This window comes from Litchfieldella xinjiangensis (assembly GCF_000759345.1).
GTDB lineage: Bacteria > Pseudomonadota > Gammaproteobacteria > Pseudomonadales > Halomonadaceae > Litchfieldella_A > Litchfieldella_A xinjiangensis.
The window spans coordinates 678,673-694,545 of record NZ_JPZL01000002.1 but is presented as its reverse complement, the minus strand read 5'-3'; the positions used below and the strand labels follow the sequence as shown (position 1 = coordinate 694,545).

The 15,873-nt window shown below is 61.1% G+C and carries 14 protein-coding genes; 5 read left to right on the top strand and 9 right to left on the bottom strand.

Annotated features, from left to right (window positions below; genetic code table 11):
* The first annotated feature begins 176 nt into the window (after nucleotides 1-176).
* The gene (locus JH15_RS17535; RefSeq protein ID WP_052384036.1) at nucleotides 177-545 is read left to right on the top strand and encodes a DUF6482 family protein; all 369 of its coding nucleotides are present in this window, start codon (nucleotides 177-179) and stop codon (nucleotides 543-545) included.
* Nucleotides 546-618: 73 nt separating this feature from the next.
* On the opposite strand, the gene JH15_RS10560 is transcribed toward JH15_RS17535, so the two are convergent.
* Nucleotides 619-1,563, bottom strand: a complete 945-nt coding sequence (locus JH15_RS10560; protein ID WP_043530034.1) for an EamA family transporter — start codon at nucleotides 1,561-1,563, stop codon at nucleotides 619-621.
* 113 nt (nucleotides 1,564-1,676) lie between these two features.
* Nucleotides 1,677-2,585 carry a DMT family transporter gene (locus JH15_RS10555; protein WP_043530032.1) on the bottom strand — a complete coding sequence of 303 codons (909 nt, stop codon included), beginning with the start codon at nucleotides 2,583-2,585 and terminating at the stop codon, nucleotides 1,677-1,679.
* A gap of 209 nt (nucleotides 2,586-2,794) precedes the next feature.
* Here JH15_RS10555 and JH15_RS10550 point away from each other — a divergent pair, with 209 nt between their 5' ends.
* The 3 genes from JH15_RS10550 (at nucleotide 2,795) to pta (ending at nucleotide 8,305) form a co-directional block, all read left to right on the top strand.
* Nucleotides 2,795-4,804, top strand: coding sequence for a methyl-accepting chemotaxis protein (locus JH15_RS10550; protein ID WP_081948982.1), 2,010 nt, complete (start codon nucleotides 2,795-2,797; stop codon nucleotides 4,802-4,804).
* A 136-nt stretch (nucleotides 4,805-4,940) separates the two neighbouring features.
* The gene (locus tag JH15_RS10545) at nucleotides 4,941-6,125 is read left to right on the top strand and encodes an acetate/propionate family kinase (protein WP_043530030.1); all 1,185 of its coding nucleotides are present in this window, start codon (nucleotides 4,941-4,943) and stop codon (nucleotides 6,123-6,125) included.
* A complete protein-coding gene (pta, locus tag JH15_RS10540) occupies nucleotides 6,122-8,305 on the top strand; it encodes a phosphate acetyltransferase (protein WP_043530028.1) in 2,184 nt (727 codons plus the stop codon). The genes JH15_RS10545 and pta overlap by 4 nt, the downstream gene beginning before the upstream one ends.
* Before the next feature lie 93 nt (nucleotides 8,306-8,398).
* Here the strand turns inward: pta and JH15_RS10535 are convergent, their stop codons facing one another.
* From JH15_RS10535 to cyoA, 6 genes are all read right to left on the bottom strand, one after another.
* Nucleotides 8,399-9,007 carry a Yip1 family protein gene (locus JH15_RS10535; protein ID WP_081948981.1) on the bottom strand — a complete coding sequence of 203 codons (609 nt, stop codon included), beginning with the start codon at nucleotides 9,005-9,007 and terminating at the stop codon, nucleotides 8,399-8,401.
* A gap of 105 nt (nucleotides 9,008-9,112) precedes the next feature.
* Entirely contained in the window at nucleotides 9,113-10,057 is a 945-nt protein-coding gene (cyoE, locus tag JH15_RS10530; protein ID WP_043530025.1) for a heme o synthase, read from the bottom strand.
* Nucleotides 10,015-10,332: a cytochrome o ubiquinol oxidase subunit IV gene (gene cyoD / locus JH15_RS10525; protein ID WP_043530022.1), complete on the bottom strand. Its 318-nt coding sequence runs from the start codon at nucleotides 10,330-10,332 to the stop codon at nucleotides 10,015-10,017. Before cyoD ends, cyoE begins: the two co-directional genes overlap by 43 nt.
* A 1-nt stretch (nucleotide 10,333) precedes the next feature.
* Nucleotides 10,334-10,954, bottom strand: a complete 621-nt coding sequence (gene cyoC / locus JH15_RS10520) for a cytochrome o ubiquinol oxidase subunit III (RefSeq protein ID WP_043530020.1) — start codon at nucleotides 10,952-10,954, stop codon at nucleotides 10,334-10,336.
* A gap of 2 nt (nucleotides 10,955-10,956) precedes the next feature.
* Entirely contained in the window at nucleotides 10,957-12,996 is a 2,040-nt protein-coding gene (gene cyoB, locus JH15_RS10515) for a cytochrome o ubiquinol oxidase subunit I (RefSeq protein ID WP_052384035.1), read from the bottom strand.
* 3 nt (nucleotides 12,997-12,999) lie between these two features.
* Nucleotides 13,000-13,971 (bottom strand): ubiquinol oxidase subunit II, encoded by a 972-nt coding sequence (cyoA, locus tag JH15_RS10510; RefSeq protein ID WP_043530018.1) that lies wholly within the window; start codon nucleotides 13,969-13,971, stop codon nucleotides 13,000-13,002.
* A 371-nt stretch (nucleotides 13,972-14,342) separates the two neighbouring features.
* Between cyoA and JH15_RS10505 the strand changes: the two genes are divergently transcribed.
* Nucleotides 14,343-14,945, top strand: a complete 603-nt coding sequence (locus tag JH15_RS10505; RefSeq protein ID WP_052384034.1) for a class I SAM-dependent methyltransferase — start codon at nucleotides 14,343-14,345, stop codon at nucleotides 14,943-14,945.
* Between the two features lie 26 nt (nucleotides 14,946-14,971).
* Here the strand turns inward: JH15_RS10505 and JH15_RS10500 are convergent, their stop codons facing one another.
* Complete coding sequence (locus JH15_RS10500) at nucleotides 14,972-15,736, bottom strand: DeoR/GlpR family DNA-binding transcription regulator (protein ID WP_043530016.1); 765 nt, start codon at nucleotides 15,734-15,736, stop codon at nucleotides 14,972-14,974.
* Nucleotides 15,737-15,873 lie beyond the last annotated feature (137 nt).

Sequence of the window (15,873 nt, the reverse complement as noted above, 5' to 3'; positions counted from 1 at the left end):
ACGAGGCACTTTGAACAAAAGCGCCGCATGCTTCGTACGACGCTCAGGGGCCCGCAATGGCGGGGCCCTGCCGTTTCATCCGCTCACGTAACGATACTGAAGAGGCGATGCAGTCGCTTGCGACCATGGCCTGGCCAACTAAGGTAGTAGCACACACAAGGAAGAGGTGCGTTGAAATGGAAGAGAGCCTACCAAGGACGGACAGACTCGAGAATGCGACAGTCGACCAGGCGCGGGAGTTGGCGCGCCATGAGCCCAGACCGGATGTCGAGATGACCTCTAGCCGTGCCAGCGTCTATCTGGTCTATCTGCATACACCGGACACCTCCTACCAGCTGGTCAATGACGATGGCAGTGCAGTGCATCTGCATTCCGTCGAGGAGGTGAAGGACATGCTGCGCCCCTTGGGTTATACCCACGGCATCCTGACCTACATGGACGCCAGTGATGAAATGGTCGGCAACGACGATGACGGTGTCAGCATCGACGATGTACTCAAGAATGGCGAGCACGTCGGCTTCAATGACCGGTACCATGGCCCGTAAGCACCTTAGCCCGTAAGTACTTAGCTTCGAGCCCTAAGGCGGCGATCTTGCGCTACCGAGCGGTTGTGGACGTTCAGGTCTGTCGCGATACGCTGAGCCATACGATGCCGCCAAGCACGATAGCACCGCCAAGCAGCTGAACGGGGCCTAGCATCTGCCCCAGCACCAGATATCCAAGCAGCAGCGAGGCTACGGGCTCGAGGTTCATGACCGGTGCGTTGCGGGCCATGTCCAGTCGCGGCACCGAGATGAACAATACCGAGAAGCCGATCCCATAGAGCGTGGCAAGCGCCACCAGGCCACTCCAACCGCTGGCATTGCTTGGCAATGCCAGCCCTCCCGGCACAAGCCCTGCCGCCCCCGCCAGAATCATGCTGACGAATACGACGCCCATTGTCAGGAAGGTTCGCAGCGAATTGCCTACGCCTGACAGGCGATGGTTGGTGATCCACAATGCCCCCGAAAATACCGTGGCCGCACCCAGCCCGCACGCCACACCCAAGGCCCATTGATCGCCCATCTCCTGGGGATTGGCCAGCCAGGTCGGCACATCCAGCACCACGACCAGCCCTACCATGATCACGGTCATGATCAGCGTGGCGCGAAGCGTGGGCCGCGAGCCTCCCAATGCCCAGGTCAACAGGGCAAGGATGATCGGAAACGTATTCATCAGCAGCAACGCGACCGCCACCGGCAAGCGCGCCACTGCGGAATAAAGAAACAGGCTTTGAAGGGTGATCAGCAAACCGACCCCCAGTTGCCAGGGCCAGGTACCTGCTGGGAGCCGAATGGCTTGCCGTTTGAGCGTGAGCAGCACGCCCAGAATAACCAGCGCCAGCCCGGAGCGGGTCATGATTGCCAGCAGCAGGCCGGTCCCGTTATCGAAAGCTAGCCGTGCTGCCACATGATTAGCCGCGAACATGCAGGCCACACCCAACAGGAGTGCGATGGCAAGGTGACGGGGCAGGAGATTGGGTTGGGCCTGGGTGGCTGGCGGGGTGTCGGATCGTTGTGTCATGAGGCTGCCTGTTCGATTAGCGCGCCAATATACGCCCTGGCAGGGCCAGGTTTCCAGTGAGCCACCCCTGGCTCGTCTGATCGAGCTGATCCCGTCAAGCTATACCTGCCGAGCTAAGCCTTCCGAGCGGGGCCCGCCGTGCCCGTCGCTCGTGTCGTCAGCAGTACCCCACCGATAACGACCAGGCTGCCTACCACTTGGGCCGGCCCCACCGACTCGCCGAGCAGGCCCCACGCCCCCAGCATGACGAAGACCGGCAACAGGTTGAGGAATACCGCTGCCTGGGATGGCCCCACATCACCAATGGCACTGCCGTAGAGGAGTAGCGCCACCACCGAGGGGAATACACCCAGGTAGACCAGGCCCCACCATTGCCGAGGCGCCCAGGGGATCACCCCGCCATGCTGCAGGTTTTCCCAGAGCGCCAGGGGTGCCAGTGCGAGATTGGCGATGACCAGCATCACCAGCAGCCCCCCGTAGCGTGGAAACTTGGCCATGTGCTTCTTGACCAGTAGCGAGTAGCCCACCCACACCAGAACGGCAATCACCATGATGGCATCGCCGCGATTGACCCGCGCAAGCCCGCTACCGGGTTCTCCCCCCACGATAATGACCGCCACGGCGCCCAGTGCCGACAATCCCACCCCCAGCCACTGAACGGCCCGCAACCGCTCGCCCAGCAACAGGAAGCTGAGCACCATGGTGACGACGGGAATGGAACTCTCCAGTACTGCCACATTGGTCGACGAGGTGTACTGCAAGGCGGCGTAAATGAGTGCATTGAAAAATGCCACGCCCGTCAGGGCCAGACCGAGCAGAGGCTGCCAATGCGTGCGAAACAGCGGCCAATGTCGCCACGCCTGATAGGCGCCGATGGGCAGCATGACCAGCAAGGCAATGAATACCCGCGAGAAGGAAATCGTCAATGGCGGCAGGTCGTTCAGTGCCTTACCCACCAGGATGTTACCGGCAAAGATCAGCGCGGTAAGCACCAGAAAAATGTACGGCCTCAAGCGTCGCATCGACTCTCCGCACGCCAGGGACTCTGACGAAAGTTGCATTTACATGTCTTTCTTGATGCAGATCAGGAAACCATCCGACGGCTTCGGCGAGCCATCAATGCCGAGGCTCGGTTGCCGACATTAAGAGTCAGGATGGCGTCGCATAACAAGGCAGGAACAACACGGCGCTCTTTTCCTGCCCGACCCCCTGTTCTTAAGAGAGAGTTCACATGACGTCGCTACTGCACCGTATTCCCGTTGGCCGCAAGTTTGCTTTGGCCCTGCTCCTGCCCCTGCTGGCCATGGCCTATTTTGCCATTGCCGGGATCATCGAGCGCCAGCAAGTCGTCAGCGAGATGACCCATTTAACCTCACTGACTCAAGTGGCCCAAGAAGCCGGAAAACTCATGCACGAATCCCAACGGGAGCGCGGCATGACCTCCGGTTTCCTGGGCAGTGGCGGCCAAACCTTCCGCGACGAACTGCGTAACCAGCGCCTCGTCACCGAGCGGCAGGTCGCTGCGCTGCTCGAGACCTACGCCACGCTGAAAGTCAGTCAGGAGAGCGACATCGCCCGGCAGCTTTCGGCACTGAAGAGTCAGTGGAACGCGAGCGCCGACATACGCCGTCGTGTCGATTCGCTCTCGGTACCGACCGCCGAGGCCATCGGCTACTACACCCAGCTAAACCAGACAGTATTGGCGATGATCGGCCAGATCGTGCACGCCACGCAGCAGGCAGAGGTCACCCGTAACCTTGGTGCCTATTACGCCCTGCTGGAAGCCAAGGACCTCGCCGGTATCGAGCGCGCCCTACTCGCCAACGCCTTTGCCGCGGACAAGATCGAGCCCGCGCTCTATCAGCGCTTTCTGACCCTGATCGGCGAGGAAGCCGCGTTTCTTCAAAGCTTCCGTACCCTGGCGACCCACGACATGCGCGCCCAGGCCGAAACCGCCCTGTCAGGGGCCGATATCGAGCGTCTGAATGACTTGCGCGAGCGGGTCATGGCACGCTCGACCCGCGGCCGGTTCGGTGTCGATCCCCAGCAGTGGTTCGCCTGGCAGACCGTCAAGATCGAACGGCTCAAGACCCTGGAAGACCAGTTCGAGACCGACTTGTTGGCCATGGAGCATGCGCTGTTGCAGGAGGCTCGCATGGCCCTGTTCGGCTATATGGCCGTCGCCGCATTGGCCGCGCTGCTGGCCATCGGTCTGTCTCTACTGATCGTTCGCGCCATGGTTCGTCCGTTGGAGCGCGCCCTGCAGGCTATTTCTCAGCGCGGTGGCGACTTGACCCAACGTCTGGACGTGCCGGGAAGCGACGAGCTCTCGCGCCTCTACCAGGCCTTCAACGCATCGACCGAAGAAACCGAGCGGCTGGTGGGCAATATCCAGCAAAGCGCATTGTCCATCGAAGTCGCCAGCGGCGAGATCGCCCAAGGGAACCAGGACCTGGCCCAGCGCACCGAGGAGCAGTCGGCCTCGCTGGTGCAAACGGCCTCGAGCATGGAGGAAATTACCGCGACGGTGCGTCAGGCCGCCGATAACGCCCACCAGGCCCAGGGTATGTCCGAACAGGTCGCCGACCAGGCGCGTGAGGCCAGCCAGGTAGCGATACAGGCCCGCGATGCCATGACCCAGATCCAAAATGCCAACCAGCAGGTCACCGCCATCGTTGCCGCCATCGACAGCATCGCCTTCCAGACCAACCTGCTGGCGCTCAATGCATCGGTGGAGGCGGCACGCGCCGGCGAGCACGGCCATGGCTTCGCAGTCGTTGCCGCCGAGGTTCGCCAGTTGGCCAGCCGGAGCGCCGGTGAAGCGCAGCGCATTCGTCAACTCATTCAGAACAACGTAACGACCATCACCGATGGCAGCCAGCTGGTCTCGACCACCAGCGATACTCTGGATGCGATTGCCGGCCGGATCGGTCAGGTCGCCAAGCTGATCGCCGATATCGCCGCTGCGTCCCAGGAGCAGTCGGCCGGTATCGAGCAGATCAACCAGGCCGTCGCCCAGCTCGAAGACGTCACCCAGCAGAACGCCGCCCTGGTCGAGGAGGTCTCTGCCGCCAGTCGTTCCCTCGACGACCAGGCCAACGACATGTCGGCATTGGTGGGCGAGTTCCGTGTCAGTCAGACGCAGGCGCCTGGGGCCGATGCCTTACGTCATCCATCGCACGCTCCCGACACGACAGCGATGCCGCGCGCCCTGCCACGGCGAGAAGCCGACTTCGCCTGAAGCCGAGTGTCTCAGAGCCTATGCCCGACCATGTGAGAGAGGCGATTATAAACTAAAGTCTGGGCATCACATTGCGCCGCGCCGGCCTCTCTCAGGTAGCCGGCGCACCTATGTCATCGCAAAGGATCGTATGCCAATGAAAGATCCCATACTGGTCATCAATTGCGGCTCGTCATCGATCAAGTATGCGCTGATCTCACGGGAGCCCGATGCACCCCGGCTGGTGGGACTCGCCGAGCGCCTGGGAAGTCCAGAGGCTCGCCTCGAGACAACCGACACCCAGGGCAGCAAACGCGAGCACGCTTTGCCGGGCGCCGACCACATGGCCGCCCTCGAAGCGATCCTTTCCCACCTGGGCGACACGCCACCGGTAGCGGTGGGACATCGCATCGTGCATGGCGGCGAGCGCTTCACCCGGGCCGCGATCATCGACGAGGACGTGATACGCAGTATTCACGAAACGGCAGCGCTGGCGCCCCTGCACAACCCGGCCAACCTGGCCGGCATCGATGCCACACAGCGAATCTTCCCGCACCTGACCCAGGTCGCCGTCTTCGATACCGCGTTCCACCAGACCTTGCCACCGCACGCCTACCGCTATGCAGTGCCCGATTCGCTCTATCGCGAGCATGGCATACGTCGTTATGGCTTCCACGGCACCAGCCATGCCTATGTAAGTCGCCAGGCCGACCGGCTCGAAGGCGGCACCGCCAACGGCTGGTTGACCGCGCACCTGGGTAACGGCTGTTCTACCTGTGCGGTATGGGAAGGGAAGAGCCTGGACACCAGCATGGGCCTGACGCCGCTGGAGGGCGTCGTCATGGGAACCCGCAGCGGCGATGTCGATCCCGGCTTGCACGCCCATCTGGGCCGCGAGCTGGGTTGGTCGCTGGACGACATCGACCGCCTGCTCAACAAGCAGAGCGGACTGCTCGGCCTGTCGGGCCTGTCCAACGACATGCGTCAGATCGAACGGGCCGCCAGCGAAGGCCATGCCGGCGCCCAGCTCGCCCTCGAGGTGTTCTGCTATCGCATCGCCAAATCGTTGGCGAGTCTCTCCTGCGCCCTGCCCGAACTGACAGGTCTCGTCTTTACCGGCGGAATCGGCGAGAACTCGCCGCTGGTGCGACACAAGGTGGTCGCCGCCCTGCCGCACTTCCGCTTGACGTTGGACGATGCCGCCAATACCTCGACCGTGCGAGGCGCCTGCCAGCGTATCGATAGCGGCAATCACGCCACGCCCCGTGTCTGGGTCATTCCGACCGACGAAGAGAGCCAGATCGCTCGCGAAACTCAACAGGTACTGGATGCTCGCGCATGACACCGACGCCGAATAGACCCAAGACACAGACCCTGCTGATGGTCCCCACTGCGGTGGGAACCGGTTTGACGTCAGCCTGCCTGGGCCTGATCAAGGCCCTCGACTCGATCGGCTTGAAAGCAGGCTTCCTCAAGCCCTTCATGCAGCAAGAGCTCAACGGCCCCGGCCCGGATCGCTCAAGCGCCCTGGTAGCGCGGGCCATGAACCTTTCACCGCCCCCTTCCATTCCGCAGGAGCGCATCGAGCGCGCCCTGCGAGAAGACAAGCTGGATGAGCTGCTCGAGACCGTGGTCGAGCTTCATCAGCAGGCAGCTGACGATGAGAATATCGAGCAGGATATCGTCGTGGTCGAAGGGCTGGTGTCGACCGAACACAGCACCTACGCCAACCAACTGAATGCGCACCTGGCCCATGCGCTGGACGCACGTATCATTTTCGTCGGCACGGGCGACTACCACGCCCCCCGCGAGCTCGCCGAGCAACTCGATATTCATGCGCGCAGCTTTGGTGGCCTCGCCTCCGCCCGTACCCTGGGCTGTATTCTCATGCGCATGAAGCACCTGCCCAATGCCACCAGCGAAATCCCTATCGCACCGGGCGCTGGCTCTGCCCCGCTGGATGACGCGCTCGTCACCGAACTGCGGCGCTACGCCCCGGCACTCGCCACCGACCGCTTCCACATGATCGGCGTGGTGCCGTTCAGCGATACCCTGAGCGTGCCGCGTATTCGCGATGTAGCGGCCGCCGTCGGTGCCAAGTGGCTCAACGAGGGCGACGCCGACAGCCGCCGCGTGCTGGCCACCAGTTTATGCGGGCGCCGTGCCGCCCATGCCCTGGACGTGTTCAAGCCCGGAAGCCTGATCGTCACCTCGGGCGATCGTGACGACATCCTGCTGGCCGCCGCCCTGGTCACCATGAACGGGACGCCGCTGGCAGGGGTCATGCTAACCAATGGCTATCTGCCCAATCAGGCGATGATCGATGCCTGTACCCCGGCGCTGAAGACCGGGCTGCCGGTTATGGCGGTCGAAACCAACAGTTTCAATACCGTCCAGGACCTGAGCCGCATGAGCAACGAAATCCCCGTGGACGATCTGGAGCGTGCCGACCAGGTCGCCCGCTTCGTCGCCGGCCATATCGATCTCCAGTGGCTCAAGGACCATCTCAGCCGCGGTTACCCACGCCGCCTGTCGCCGTCGGCATTTCGGCATCAGTTGGTACAGAAAGCCCAGCAGGCGAAAAAACGCATCGTTCTTCCCGAGGGCAATGAGCCGCGCACCATCGAAGCTGCCGCCCTCTGTCAACGACGCGGCCTGGCGCATTGCGTATTGCTGGCCAAGCGCGAGGAGGTTGAGAACGTCGCCAGGACACGTGGCATCGATCTGCCCGCTGATCTGGAGATCATCGATCCCGACAGCATCTACATGAATTATGTTGCGGCCATGGTCGAGCGCCGCCGCGGCAAGCTCAACGAACCGATGGCAGAGGCCCAGCTACAGGACACCGTGGTGCTCGGCACCATGATGCTCTACCAGGGTGATGTGGATGGTCTGGTCTCGGGCGCTGTGCATACCACCGCCAATACCGTGCGGCCTGCCTTCCAGTTGATCAAGACGGCGCCGGACTATCGCCTGGTATCGTCGATCTTCTTCATGCTGCTGCCCGAGCAGGTGGTGGTCTATGGCGACTGTGCGGTAAATCCCGACCCCAATCCCGAAGAGCTGGCCGAAATTGCCATTCAGAGTGCGCGCTCGGCCATTGCCTTCGGCATCGAGGCCAAGGTCGCCATGATCAGCTATTCCACCGGTGAGTCGGGCAGCGGCTCGGACGTCGACAAGGTACGCGAAGCGACCCGCATCGCTCGCGAGCGTGCCCCCGAGCTGCTGATCGATGGCCCGCTGCAGTACGATGCCGCCGCCATCGACAGCGTGGGGCGCCAGAAGGCACCCGACTCTCCAGTGGCCGGCCAGGCCACGGTGTTCGTCTTTCCCGACCTCAATACCGGCAATACGACCTACAAGGCCGTGCAGCGTAGCGCCAAGGTGGTCAGTGTCGGCCCCATGCTGCAGGGCCTCAACAAACCGGTAAACGATCTCTCGCGGGGCGCCCTGGTCGACGATATCGTCTATACCATCGCATTGACCGCGATACAGGCCGCCCAACGCGATGCGGGGAGCTGAGCGACCCATAAAGTAAAACGGGATAGGGCGTGGTTCGCCCTATCCCGTCTCTCGCTATCCTTCATGCCTGCATCGAAGGATAGTCACTGCTCATCAGTTGAGCAGCAGGGTCAGCAGTATTCGCTCGCCATAGCCCCATAGCAGAACGGTCGCCGCCAGCATCGCCTCGAGAACCAGTATCCCGAATGCCAGGGTCACGCTGGAGACGATAAAGCTCTCCTCGCTATCGATACCCAGGAAAGCCGGCATACCCACATAAAGCAGGTATGCGGTATAGCAAAGCCCCAGGATACCCGCCAGCAGGCATAGCCAGACCAGTGGGTAGAGGGCCACCACCCCACTCAGGAACATCGGCGTCGCGAGGTAGCCGGCAAAGATGACACACCGACGCCGGCTGGGTGGCGAGGCATAGCGCTTGGCCATCCAGCGGATCACGCTGCCCACGGCAAAGACCGCCGCCAGAATGGTCAGGTAGAACACTACGCCGGCATAGAAGGCATCCAGATAGTTGAGCTGGATCGTTCGCTCGCCTCCCAGGCCCCAGCCGACCTGAGTCGTGCCGATGTAAGCGCAGACCACGGGAACCGCAGCCATTAGCAGAACGTGGTGCGCGTAAAGGTGCGTGATCGTTTCGCGCTCTTCCCGCATCTGTCTCCATTCACGATGCGGATGGGCCATCAATCCCCAGACGTGCGTCAGCATACCAAGCCTCCTTTTGTTCGATGCCCGGCGTGCGGCCGGGACATACGACCACGGTCGTATATTAGCCAATATAGGCCAATGCCCGACCGCCGTGCCTTCCCTCGCTCAGTAAAATTCATTCCAGAGCGGTGAGAAAGATACCAGGTAAGCGTCAAGCGACATCATCAGGCTGAGTGCCGTGATGGTAAGGATCGAGAAGCCAAACACACGCTTGGCCCAGCGCTCTTCATCACGAATGCGATAGCCCTGCATGGCCAGGTAGAGCCAGTAGCCTCCCATGATCAGCGCGATGAACAGATACCCGGGGCCAGCATACCCGGCCACGCCCAGCGCCAGCGATGCCGCCACGAAGGCCAGGATGTAGCCGAGGATATAGTGGCGTGCCGTGGCAATGCCGCGGACGACGGGCAGTACCGGTATCGAGGCGGCCTGGTAATCCTCACGACGGAAGATGGCGATGGCGTAGGAGTGCGGCATCTGCCAAAGACAGAAGATCGCAAGCAGGGTCAGCGCCCCACCGTCGAACTGACCGGTCACCGCGCAGTAGCCGACGACCGGTGGCATCGCCCCGGAGAGGCTTCCCACCAGCGTGCCGTACTCCGAATGACGCTTCATGTAGAGGCTGTACGCCCCTACATAGATGGCAAAGCCGAAACCGGCCAAGCCCACCGCCAGGACATTGGTGCCCAGGGCCAACAGTACGAAGCCCGCCACCCCAAGCAGGGTGGCGAAGCCAAGCGCGGCCGTGGGAGTGATCCGCCCCTGAACCAGCGGACGGCCGCGGGTGCGCCGCATTACCGCATCGATATCGCGATCGATGACATTGTTGAACGCGCAGCCCGATGCGATCACCAGTGCCAGCCCCAGTACCGCAGACGCAAACACCAGGAGATCGAATTCGCCGCGGGCGGCCAGGAAGTAGCCGCCCATCACTGAGATCGTATTGCCGCCGATGATGCCCGGCTTGGTGAGGGCGACATAGTCGCCCCAAGTGGCCCGGCGCAACGTCAGCCGATCATCATGTTGAGATGCAGATGGTGCATGATCCACAACGAACCTCCAACGACCAGGGCGAGAACCGTCACAGTGAAGACGAAGGACATGAAATTCCAGCCCTCCTCCTGCTTGGTATCCATATGCATGAACATGATCAGCTGGACCAGGATCTGCATGACGGCGGTAGCCACGATGACCCATATTGTTGGCGCCGTATCCAGCATGTCGCCCATGACCACCGCGAAGGGAATGATGGTCAGGACGATCGACAGGATCAGACCGGTCACATAGGACTTGACGCTGCCGTGTGAAGCGGGTGCATCCTTCATGTCACAGAACCCCCATCAGGTAGACGAACGAGAATACGCAGATCCACACGATATCCAGGAAGTGCCAGAACAGGCTCAGGCACAGGATGCGTGGACGCGTCATGTCGTTGAGTCCCTTGGTCTTGAGCTGGACCAGTACCACCAGGATCCAGATCAGGCCAAAGAACACGTGCAGGCCGTGGGTACCCACCAGGGTGAAGAACGCCGACAGGAAGGCGCTGCGATCGGGCCCGTAGCCTTCGTGGATCAGGTGCTGGAATTCATAGATTTCCAGCGCGATGAACCCCGCCCCGAGCAGGAAGGTCACGATCAGCCAGGCGGAGAGCTGCTTGACCTTCTCCGCGGTCATGGCGAGTACGGCCATGCCATAGGTAAAACTACTGATCAGCAGCAGGAAGGTGCCGGCCAGTATCAACGGCAGGTCGAAGATATCGGCCCCGGAGGGGCCCCCGGCCGTGCCCCGAAGGAGCACGGCGTAGGTGGCGAACAGTGACCCGAAGATCACCAGGTCGCTCATCAGGTAGACCCAGAAACCGAATACCTTGATGCTGCCGGTGTCGTGATGCGCATGGGTTTCCGGGTGCGCATGATCGCCATGTTGACTCATTGATTCACTCGCCATGGTTAGCCCTCCATCCTGACTTGAGCGTTGGGGTTCTCCTCAGGATGCGCCTCCAGCCACTTGCGATATTCCTCGAGACGCTGCTGGTGGGCACGCTCGGTCCGTTCGACCTCTTCTGCGGGCACGTAGTAATCGATGTCGTCGTTGAACACGCGGGCCAGGAAGCTCACCAGGCAGCCCAGCGCACCGACAATGGCCAGCCACCAGATATGCCAGACCAGGCCAAACCCGACCACTACCGAAAACAGGCTGATGATGGGACCGGCTGCAGTATTGCGCGGCATGTGGATCGGCTCGTAAGGCCCTTCGTTCACGGTCACACGTCCTTGGCGCTTCATTTCCCAGAAGTCGTCGATCTGACCGATCTGCGGCAGGTGGGCGAAGTTATAGTGCGGCGCGGGCGAGGCCACCGACCACTCCAGGGTACGGCCGTCCCACGGGTCGCCACTGACATCGACATAGGCGGGATGATGGCGGTTCTTGATGCTCACGTAGAGCTGGATCGCGGTGCAGACAATACCTGCCATGATCAGCAGCGCACCGACCAGCGCGACGATGAACCATATCTGCCATTCCTCAGGACCGTAGGATTGCATGCGGCGCACGGCCCCATGGAAGCTCAGCACATAGAGCGGCATGAAGGCCACGTAGAACCCGATCAGCCAGAACCAGAAGCTGCGCTTGCCCCACTTCTCGTCGAGCTTGAAGCCGAAGGCCTTCGGGAACCAGTAGATCAGCCCCGCCAGCATGCCGAACAGCACCCCACCGATGATGACGTTGTGGAAGTGTGCAATGACGAACAGGCTGTTGTGCAGCACGAAGTTGGCCGCCGGCACCGCCAGCATCACCCCGGTCATGCCACCAATGGTGAAGGTGATGATGAAACCGATCGTCCACAGCATCGGCGTCGACATCTCGAGGCTGCCGCGATACATGGTAAACAGCCAGTTGAATACCTTCACGCCGGTGGGGATCGCGATGATCATCGTCATGATGCCGAAGAAGGCATTGACGTTGGCCCCCGCTCCCATGGTGAAGAAGTGGTGCAGCCAGACGATGAACGACAGCAGCGTAATGCACACCGTGGCCCAGACCATGGTCTTGTAGCCGAACAGCCGCTTGCGCGAGAACGTCGCGACCACTTCCGAGAATACGCCGAACGCCGGCAGGATCAGGATATAGACTTCGGGGTGCCCCCAGGCCCAGATGAGATTGACGTACATCATCATGTTGCCGCCAAAATCATTGGTGAAGAAGTGCATCCCCATGTAGCGATCCAGCGTCAACAGGGCAACCGTCGCCGTCAGGATCGGGAACGAGGCGATGATCAGCACATTGGAGCACAGCGACGTCCAGGTGAAGATCGGCATGCGAAACAGCGTCATGCCCGGCGCGCGCATCTTGAGAATGGTGACGAAGAAGTTGATCCCCGTCAGCGTCGTGCCTATCCCCGATATCTGTAACGCCCATATCCAGTAATCGACCCCCACCCCGGGACTGTACTCGATCCCCGACAAGGGGGCGTAGGCCAGCCAGCCGGTCGTGGCGAACTCACCGATGACGAGCGAAACGTTGACCAGCGCGGCACCCGCCACGAACAGCCAGAAGCTGAGGTTGTTCAGGAACGGGTATGCCACGTCACGCGCACCGATCTGCAACGGCACTACCAGGTTCATCAGACCGATGACCATGGGCATGGCGACGAAGAAGATCATGATCACGCCATGCGCGGTAAAGATCTGATCGAAATGATCGGGGGGCAGGTAGCCCTCCGCACCGGCCACGGACATGGCCTGCTGGATACGCATCATGATGGCGTCGGAGAAGCCACGGATCAGCATCACCAGGGCGACGATGAAATACATGATGCCAAGCTTCTTGTGGTCGACGGTGGTGAACCACTCCGACCACAGCCAACCCCACTTGCGGTAATAGGTGATAGCGCCAAGCAGCGCAATCGCGCCGATTCCCATTACTACCGCCACGATCATGATGATCGGGTCATGGGTAGGAATGGCGTCCAAGCTGAGTTTTCCGAACATGATTTACTCCGCTGCCTCCGCGCTGGTGGGCGAGATCTCGCCATGATCTTCATGGCTCTCCTCACCGGCACGATGATCGGTATGTCCATGCCCGCCATCGGACGGCGGCACGTGGATGCCTTCACTACCCCCGAGGAAGCTCGACACGATGTCTTCGTACAGCCCCGATGACACACTCGAGAAATACTCAACCGGGTGGTTGATGGTCGGTTCCACCAGTTCGGCATAGCCGTCAGGGAAGGTGAGCGTCTGCGACGATTCGCGAACGCCTTCGACCCAGCTGTCGAACTCTTCGGGCGAGGTAGCCATGGCCTCGAAGGTCATTTCCGAGAAGCCGGCGCCACTGTAATTCGTGGAGCGACCTTCGTAGGTGCCTTCGTGATTGGCTATCAGATGCACATCGTTGTCCATGCCGGCCATGGCATAGATCTGGCTGCCCAGGTGGGGAATGAAGAATGCGTTCATTACCGATCCGGAGCTGACCCGGAAGCGCACCGGGACATTGGCAGGGAAGGCCACCTCATTGACCGTGGCGATGCCCTGCTCGGGATAGATGAACAGCCACTTCCAATCCAGCGATACCGCCTGGATTTCAAGCTCTTCACCGTCTTCGGCCAGGGACCTGTGCGGATCGAGGCTGTGTGACGTGTACCAGGTGAGACCCGCCAGGAACACGATGATCACGCACGGTATCAACCAGACGATGGCTTCGATCCAGTTGTTGTGCGCCCAATCGGGATTGTAGGCAGCCTTGTGGTTACTGCGACGGTAACGCCAGGCGAACAGCAGCGTCATGACAATGACGGGGATGACCACGATTTGCATCAAACCGAAGGCGGTGAGGATCAGCGTACGCTGCTCCATACCGACCTCGCCCTTGGGATCCAGCAATGCCGAACTACAACCGGCCAGAAGCAAGGGTAACGCCGTCAACAGCAAGACGCCGAGCACGCGCAAGCGGCGATTTCCTCTCATGATTTGACCTCGTCAGGGCTGGGGAGCGGGAAATTAGCACACTTTTTTTTAGCTAGCTAACAGTCGTCACAGCACCTTGGTCGGGTAACCCGCCCTCAGGAAACAACGGGCGGCAGGCTTGCTGTGAGACTGCCCGCGGCCGGGGGAAGCGACCGCGGGTGGGAAAGGGTGCCGATACCGAGCGCCATTGTGAAGGGACGATTTGCCGCAGCCATGTGCGACATTAGGCCTTGCAATGCCCAAGCAAACGATAGTCCAGCGAGCCATGGCGCGCCCCATCTAGAGCACCAGATAGCCTCGTGCCTTTCCCCAGGCCCCGCGTTAGCCTAGAGTTGTGGGAATGTGACGTTATTCGACATAAGGAACGGTCAATGGATTTCCAGCCTCGCACCTCAGAAAAGCCCGTGCCCTCCCAGCGCAGTCAATGGATGCTTTTCGCCAGAAATTTCTTCAAGCATCCCCGCATGTTGGGCTCGATCATTCCCAGCTCGGGCTTTCTGGTGCGCCGGTTACTGGATCAGGCCGACTGGGAAAACGCCAGGGTGATTGTCGAATACGGGCCTGGGGTCGGCACCATTACCCGCGAGATTCTGGCGCGGATGCATCCCGAAGCGCGGCTGATCGTGGTGGAGACCAACGAGGACTTTGTCGACTTCCTCAACGAAACGCTATTCGACCCTCGACTGGATGTGATCCATGACTCTGCCGAGAATGTGGCGGACATCCTGTCGGATCATGGCCTGGGGGCAGCCGACCATGTCGTGGCCGGGTTGCCGTTCAGCACCATGCCCGACGAATTGCGTGTGAGTCTGTTCGAGGGCAGCCAACAAGCCCTGAAGCCGACGGGTTCGATGCTGATCTACCAGTTCTCACCCAAGGCCAAGGCGGATCTCGTGCGTATCTTCAGCCAGGTGCGCAGCGATTTCGAACCGCTCAACGTGCCACCGGCGCATTGTTATTTCTGTACACCCTGACAGCTTGAAATAGCTCACAGGTCAAATCATGCCAGGGCGAGTCGCGGCAGAGGGCTACCGCGACCCTGCAACGCCTCATTCGTCTCCCGCTGGGTGACGATCCAGTCGAATTCCTCCAGCTCCGCGAAATAGGCGGGGCGAATCCGTCCCAGCTTACTGTCGTCCACAACCAGGATGCGCTGCTCGGCCGCCTCGATGGCCGCCTGTTTGGCGGCCACCTCATGAAAGTGGAAACAACTCACCCCCCGCTCGACATGCAAGCCAGCTGCCGAAATGAACGCCTTGTTGATGCCCAGGCGGCGTATGGTCGTCGCCATTTCATCACTGCCGAAGGATTGTGAGCTGGCATGATAGAGTCCGCCGAGCAGCACGAGTCGCAGGTTGGGCGTTCGGCTGGCGGCCTCGGCCACATTCAGCGCGTAGGTGACCACGGTAAGCGGCCCACGATCGGCCAATGCCCCGACCAGGGGAAGCAGGGTGGTACCACAATCGATGAAAAGCGTATCGCCTTCTTCAACCAATGCCACGGCCCGTTCACACAACCGGTGCTTGGCTGGCATGTGGCTGCCCTGCTCGGCATCGAGGTTGTAAACCGGGGCATACTGGGGGTTGTCGGCCAGGACCAGACGACCGCCGATAAAGACGAGTGCCCCCTCGCTCGCGGCCACATCGCGGCGAATAGTCATCTCAGAGACACCACACAACCCGGCGGCCTCCGATAGATGGATCGTCCCGCCTCGTGCCAGAAGTTCCTGCAATCGCGATAACCGCATTGCACTACGACCGTTCATCGAGGCTCCCTTCTCCTTGTGCGTCCGTTTCTCTTTGGCCAACGTCGAATTCCTGGTTCCCGATCCTTTATGGATCAACTGCTTGTCGGCTCATGCTGCGTCACTGGCGATCAAATAGCCAGCCAGGACAGCTCACC

What these genes read in the sequence shown, in the direction of transcription:
- JH15_RS17535 (WP_052384036.1), top strand. Translation starts at nt 177, where the DNA reads ATGGAAGAGAGCCTACCAAGGACGGACAGACTCGAGAATGCGACAGTC.
- cyoC (WP_043530020.1), bottom strand. Translation starts at nt 10,954, where the DNA reads ATGGCGAGTGAATCAATGAGTCAACATGGCGATCATGCGCACCCGGAA.
- JH15_RS10545 (WP_043530030.1), top strand. Translation starts at nt 4,941, where the DNA reads ATGAAAGATCCCATACTGGTCATCAATTGCGGCTCGTCATCGATCAAG.
- JH15_RS10505 (WP_052384034.1), top strand. Translation starts at nt 14,343, where the DNA reads ATGGATTTCCAGCCTCGCACCTCAGAAAAGCCCGTGCCCTCCCAGCGC.
- cyoB (WP_052384035.1), bottom strand. Translation starts at nt 12,996, where the DNA reads ATGTTCGGAAAACTCAGCTTGGACGCCATTCCTACCCATGACCCGATC.
- JH15_RS10560 (WP_043530034.1), bottom strand. Translation starts at nt 1,563, where the DNA reads ATGACACAACGATCCGACACCCCGCCAGCCACCCAGGCCCAACCCAAT.
- cyoD (WP_043530022.1), bottom strand. Translation starts at nt 10,332, where the DNA reads ATGAAGGATGCACCCGCTTCACACGGCAGCGTCAAGTCCTATGTGACC.
- JH15_RS10535 (WP_081948981.1), bottom strand. Translation starts at nt 9,007, where the DNA reads ATGCTGACGCACGTCTGGGGATTGATGGCCCATCCGCATCGTGAATGG.
- JH15_RS10500 (WP_043530016.1), bottom strand. Translation starts at nt 15,736, where the DNA reads ATGAACGGTCGTAGTGCAATGCGGTTATCGCGATTGCAGGAACTTCTG.
- JH15_RS10550 (WP_081948982.1), top strand. Translation starts at nt 2,795, where the DNA reads ATGACGTCGCTACTGCACCGTATTCCCGTTGGCCGCAAGTTTGCTTTG.
- pta (WP_043530028.1), top strand. Translation starts at nt 6,122, where the DNA reads ATGACACCGACGCCGAATAGACCCAAGACACAGACCCTGCTGATGGTC.
- cyoA (WP_043530018.1), bottom strand. Translation starts at nt 13,971, where the DNA reads ATGAGAGGAAATCGCCGCTTGCGCGTGCTCGGCGTCTTGCTGTTGACG.
- JH15_RS10555 (WP_043530032.1), bottom strand. Translation starts at nt 2,585, where the DNA reads ATGCGACGCTTGAGGCCGTACATTTTTCTGGTGCTTACCGCGCTGATC.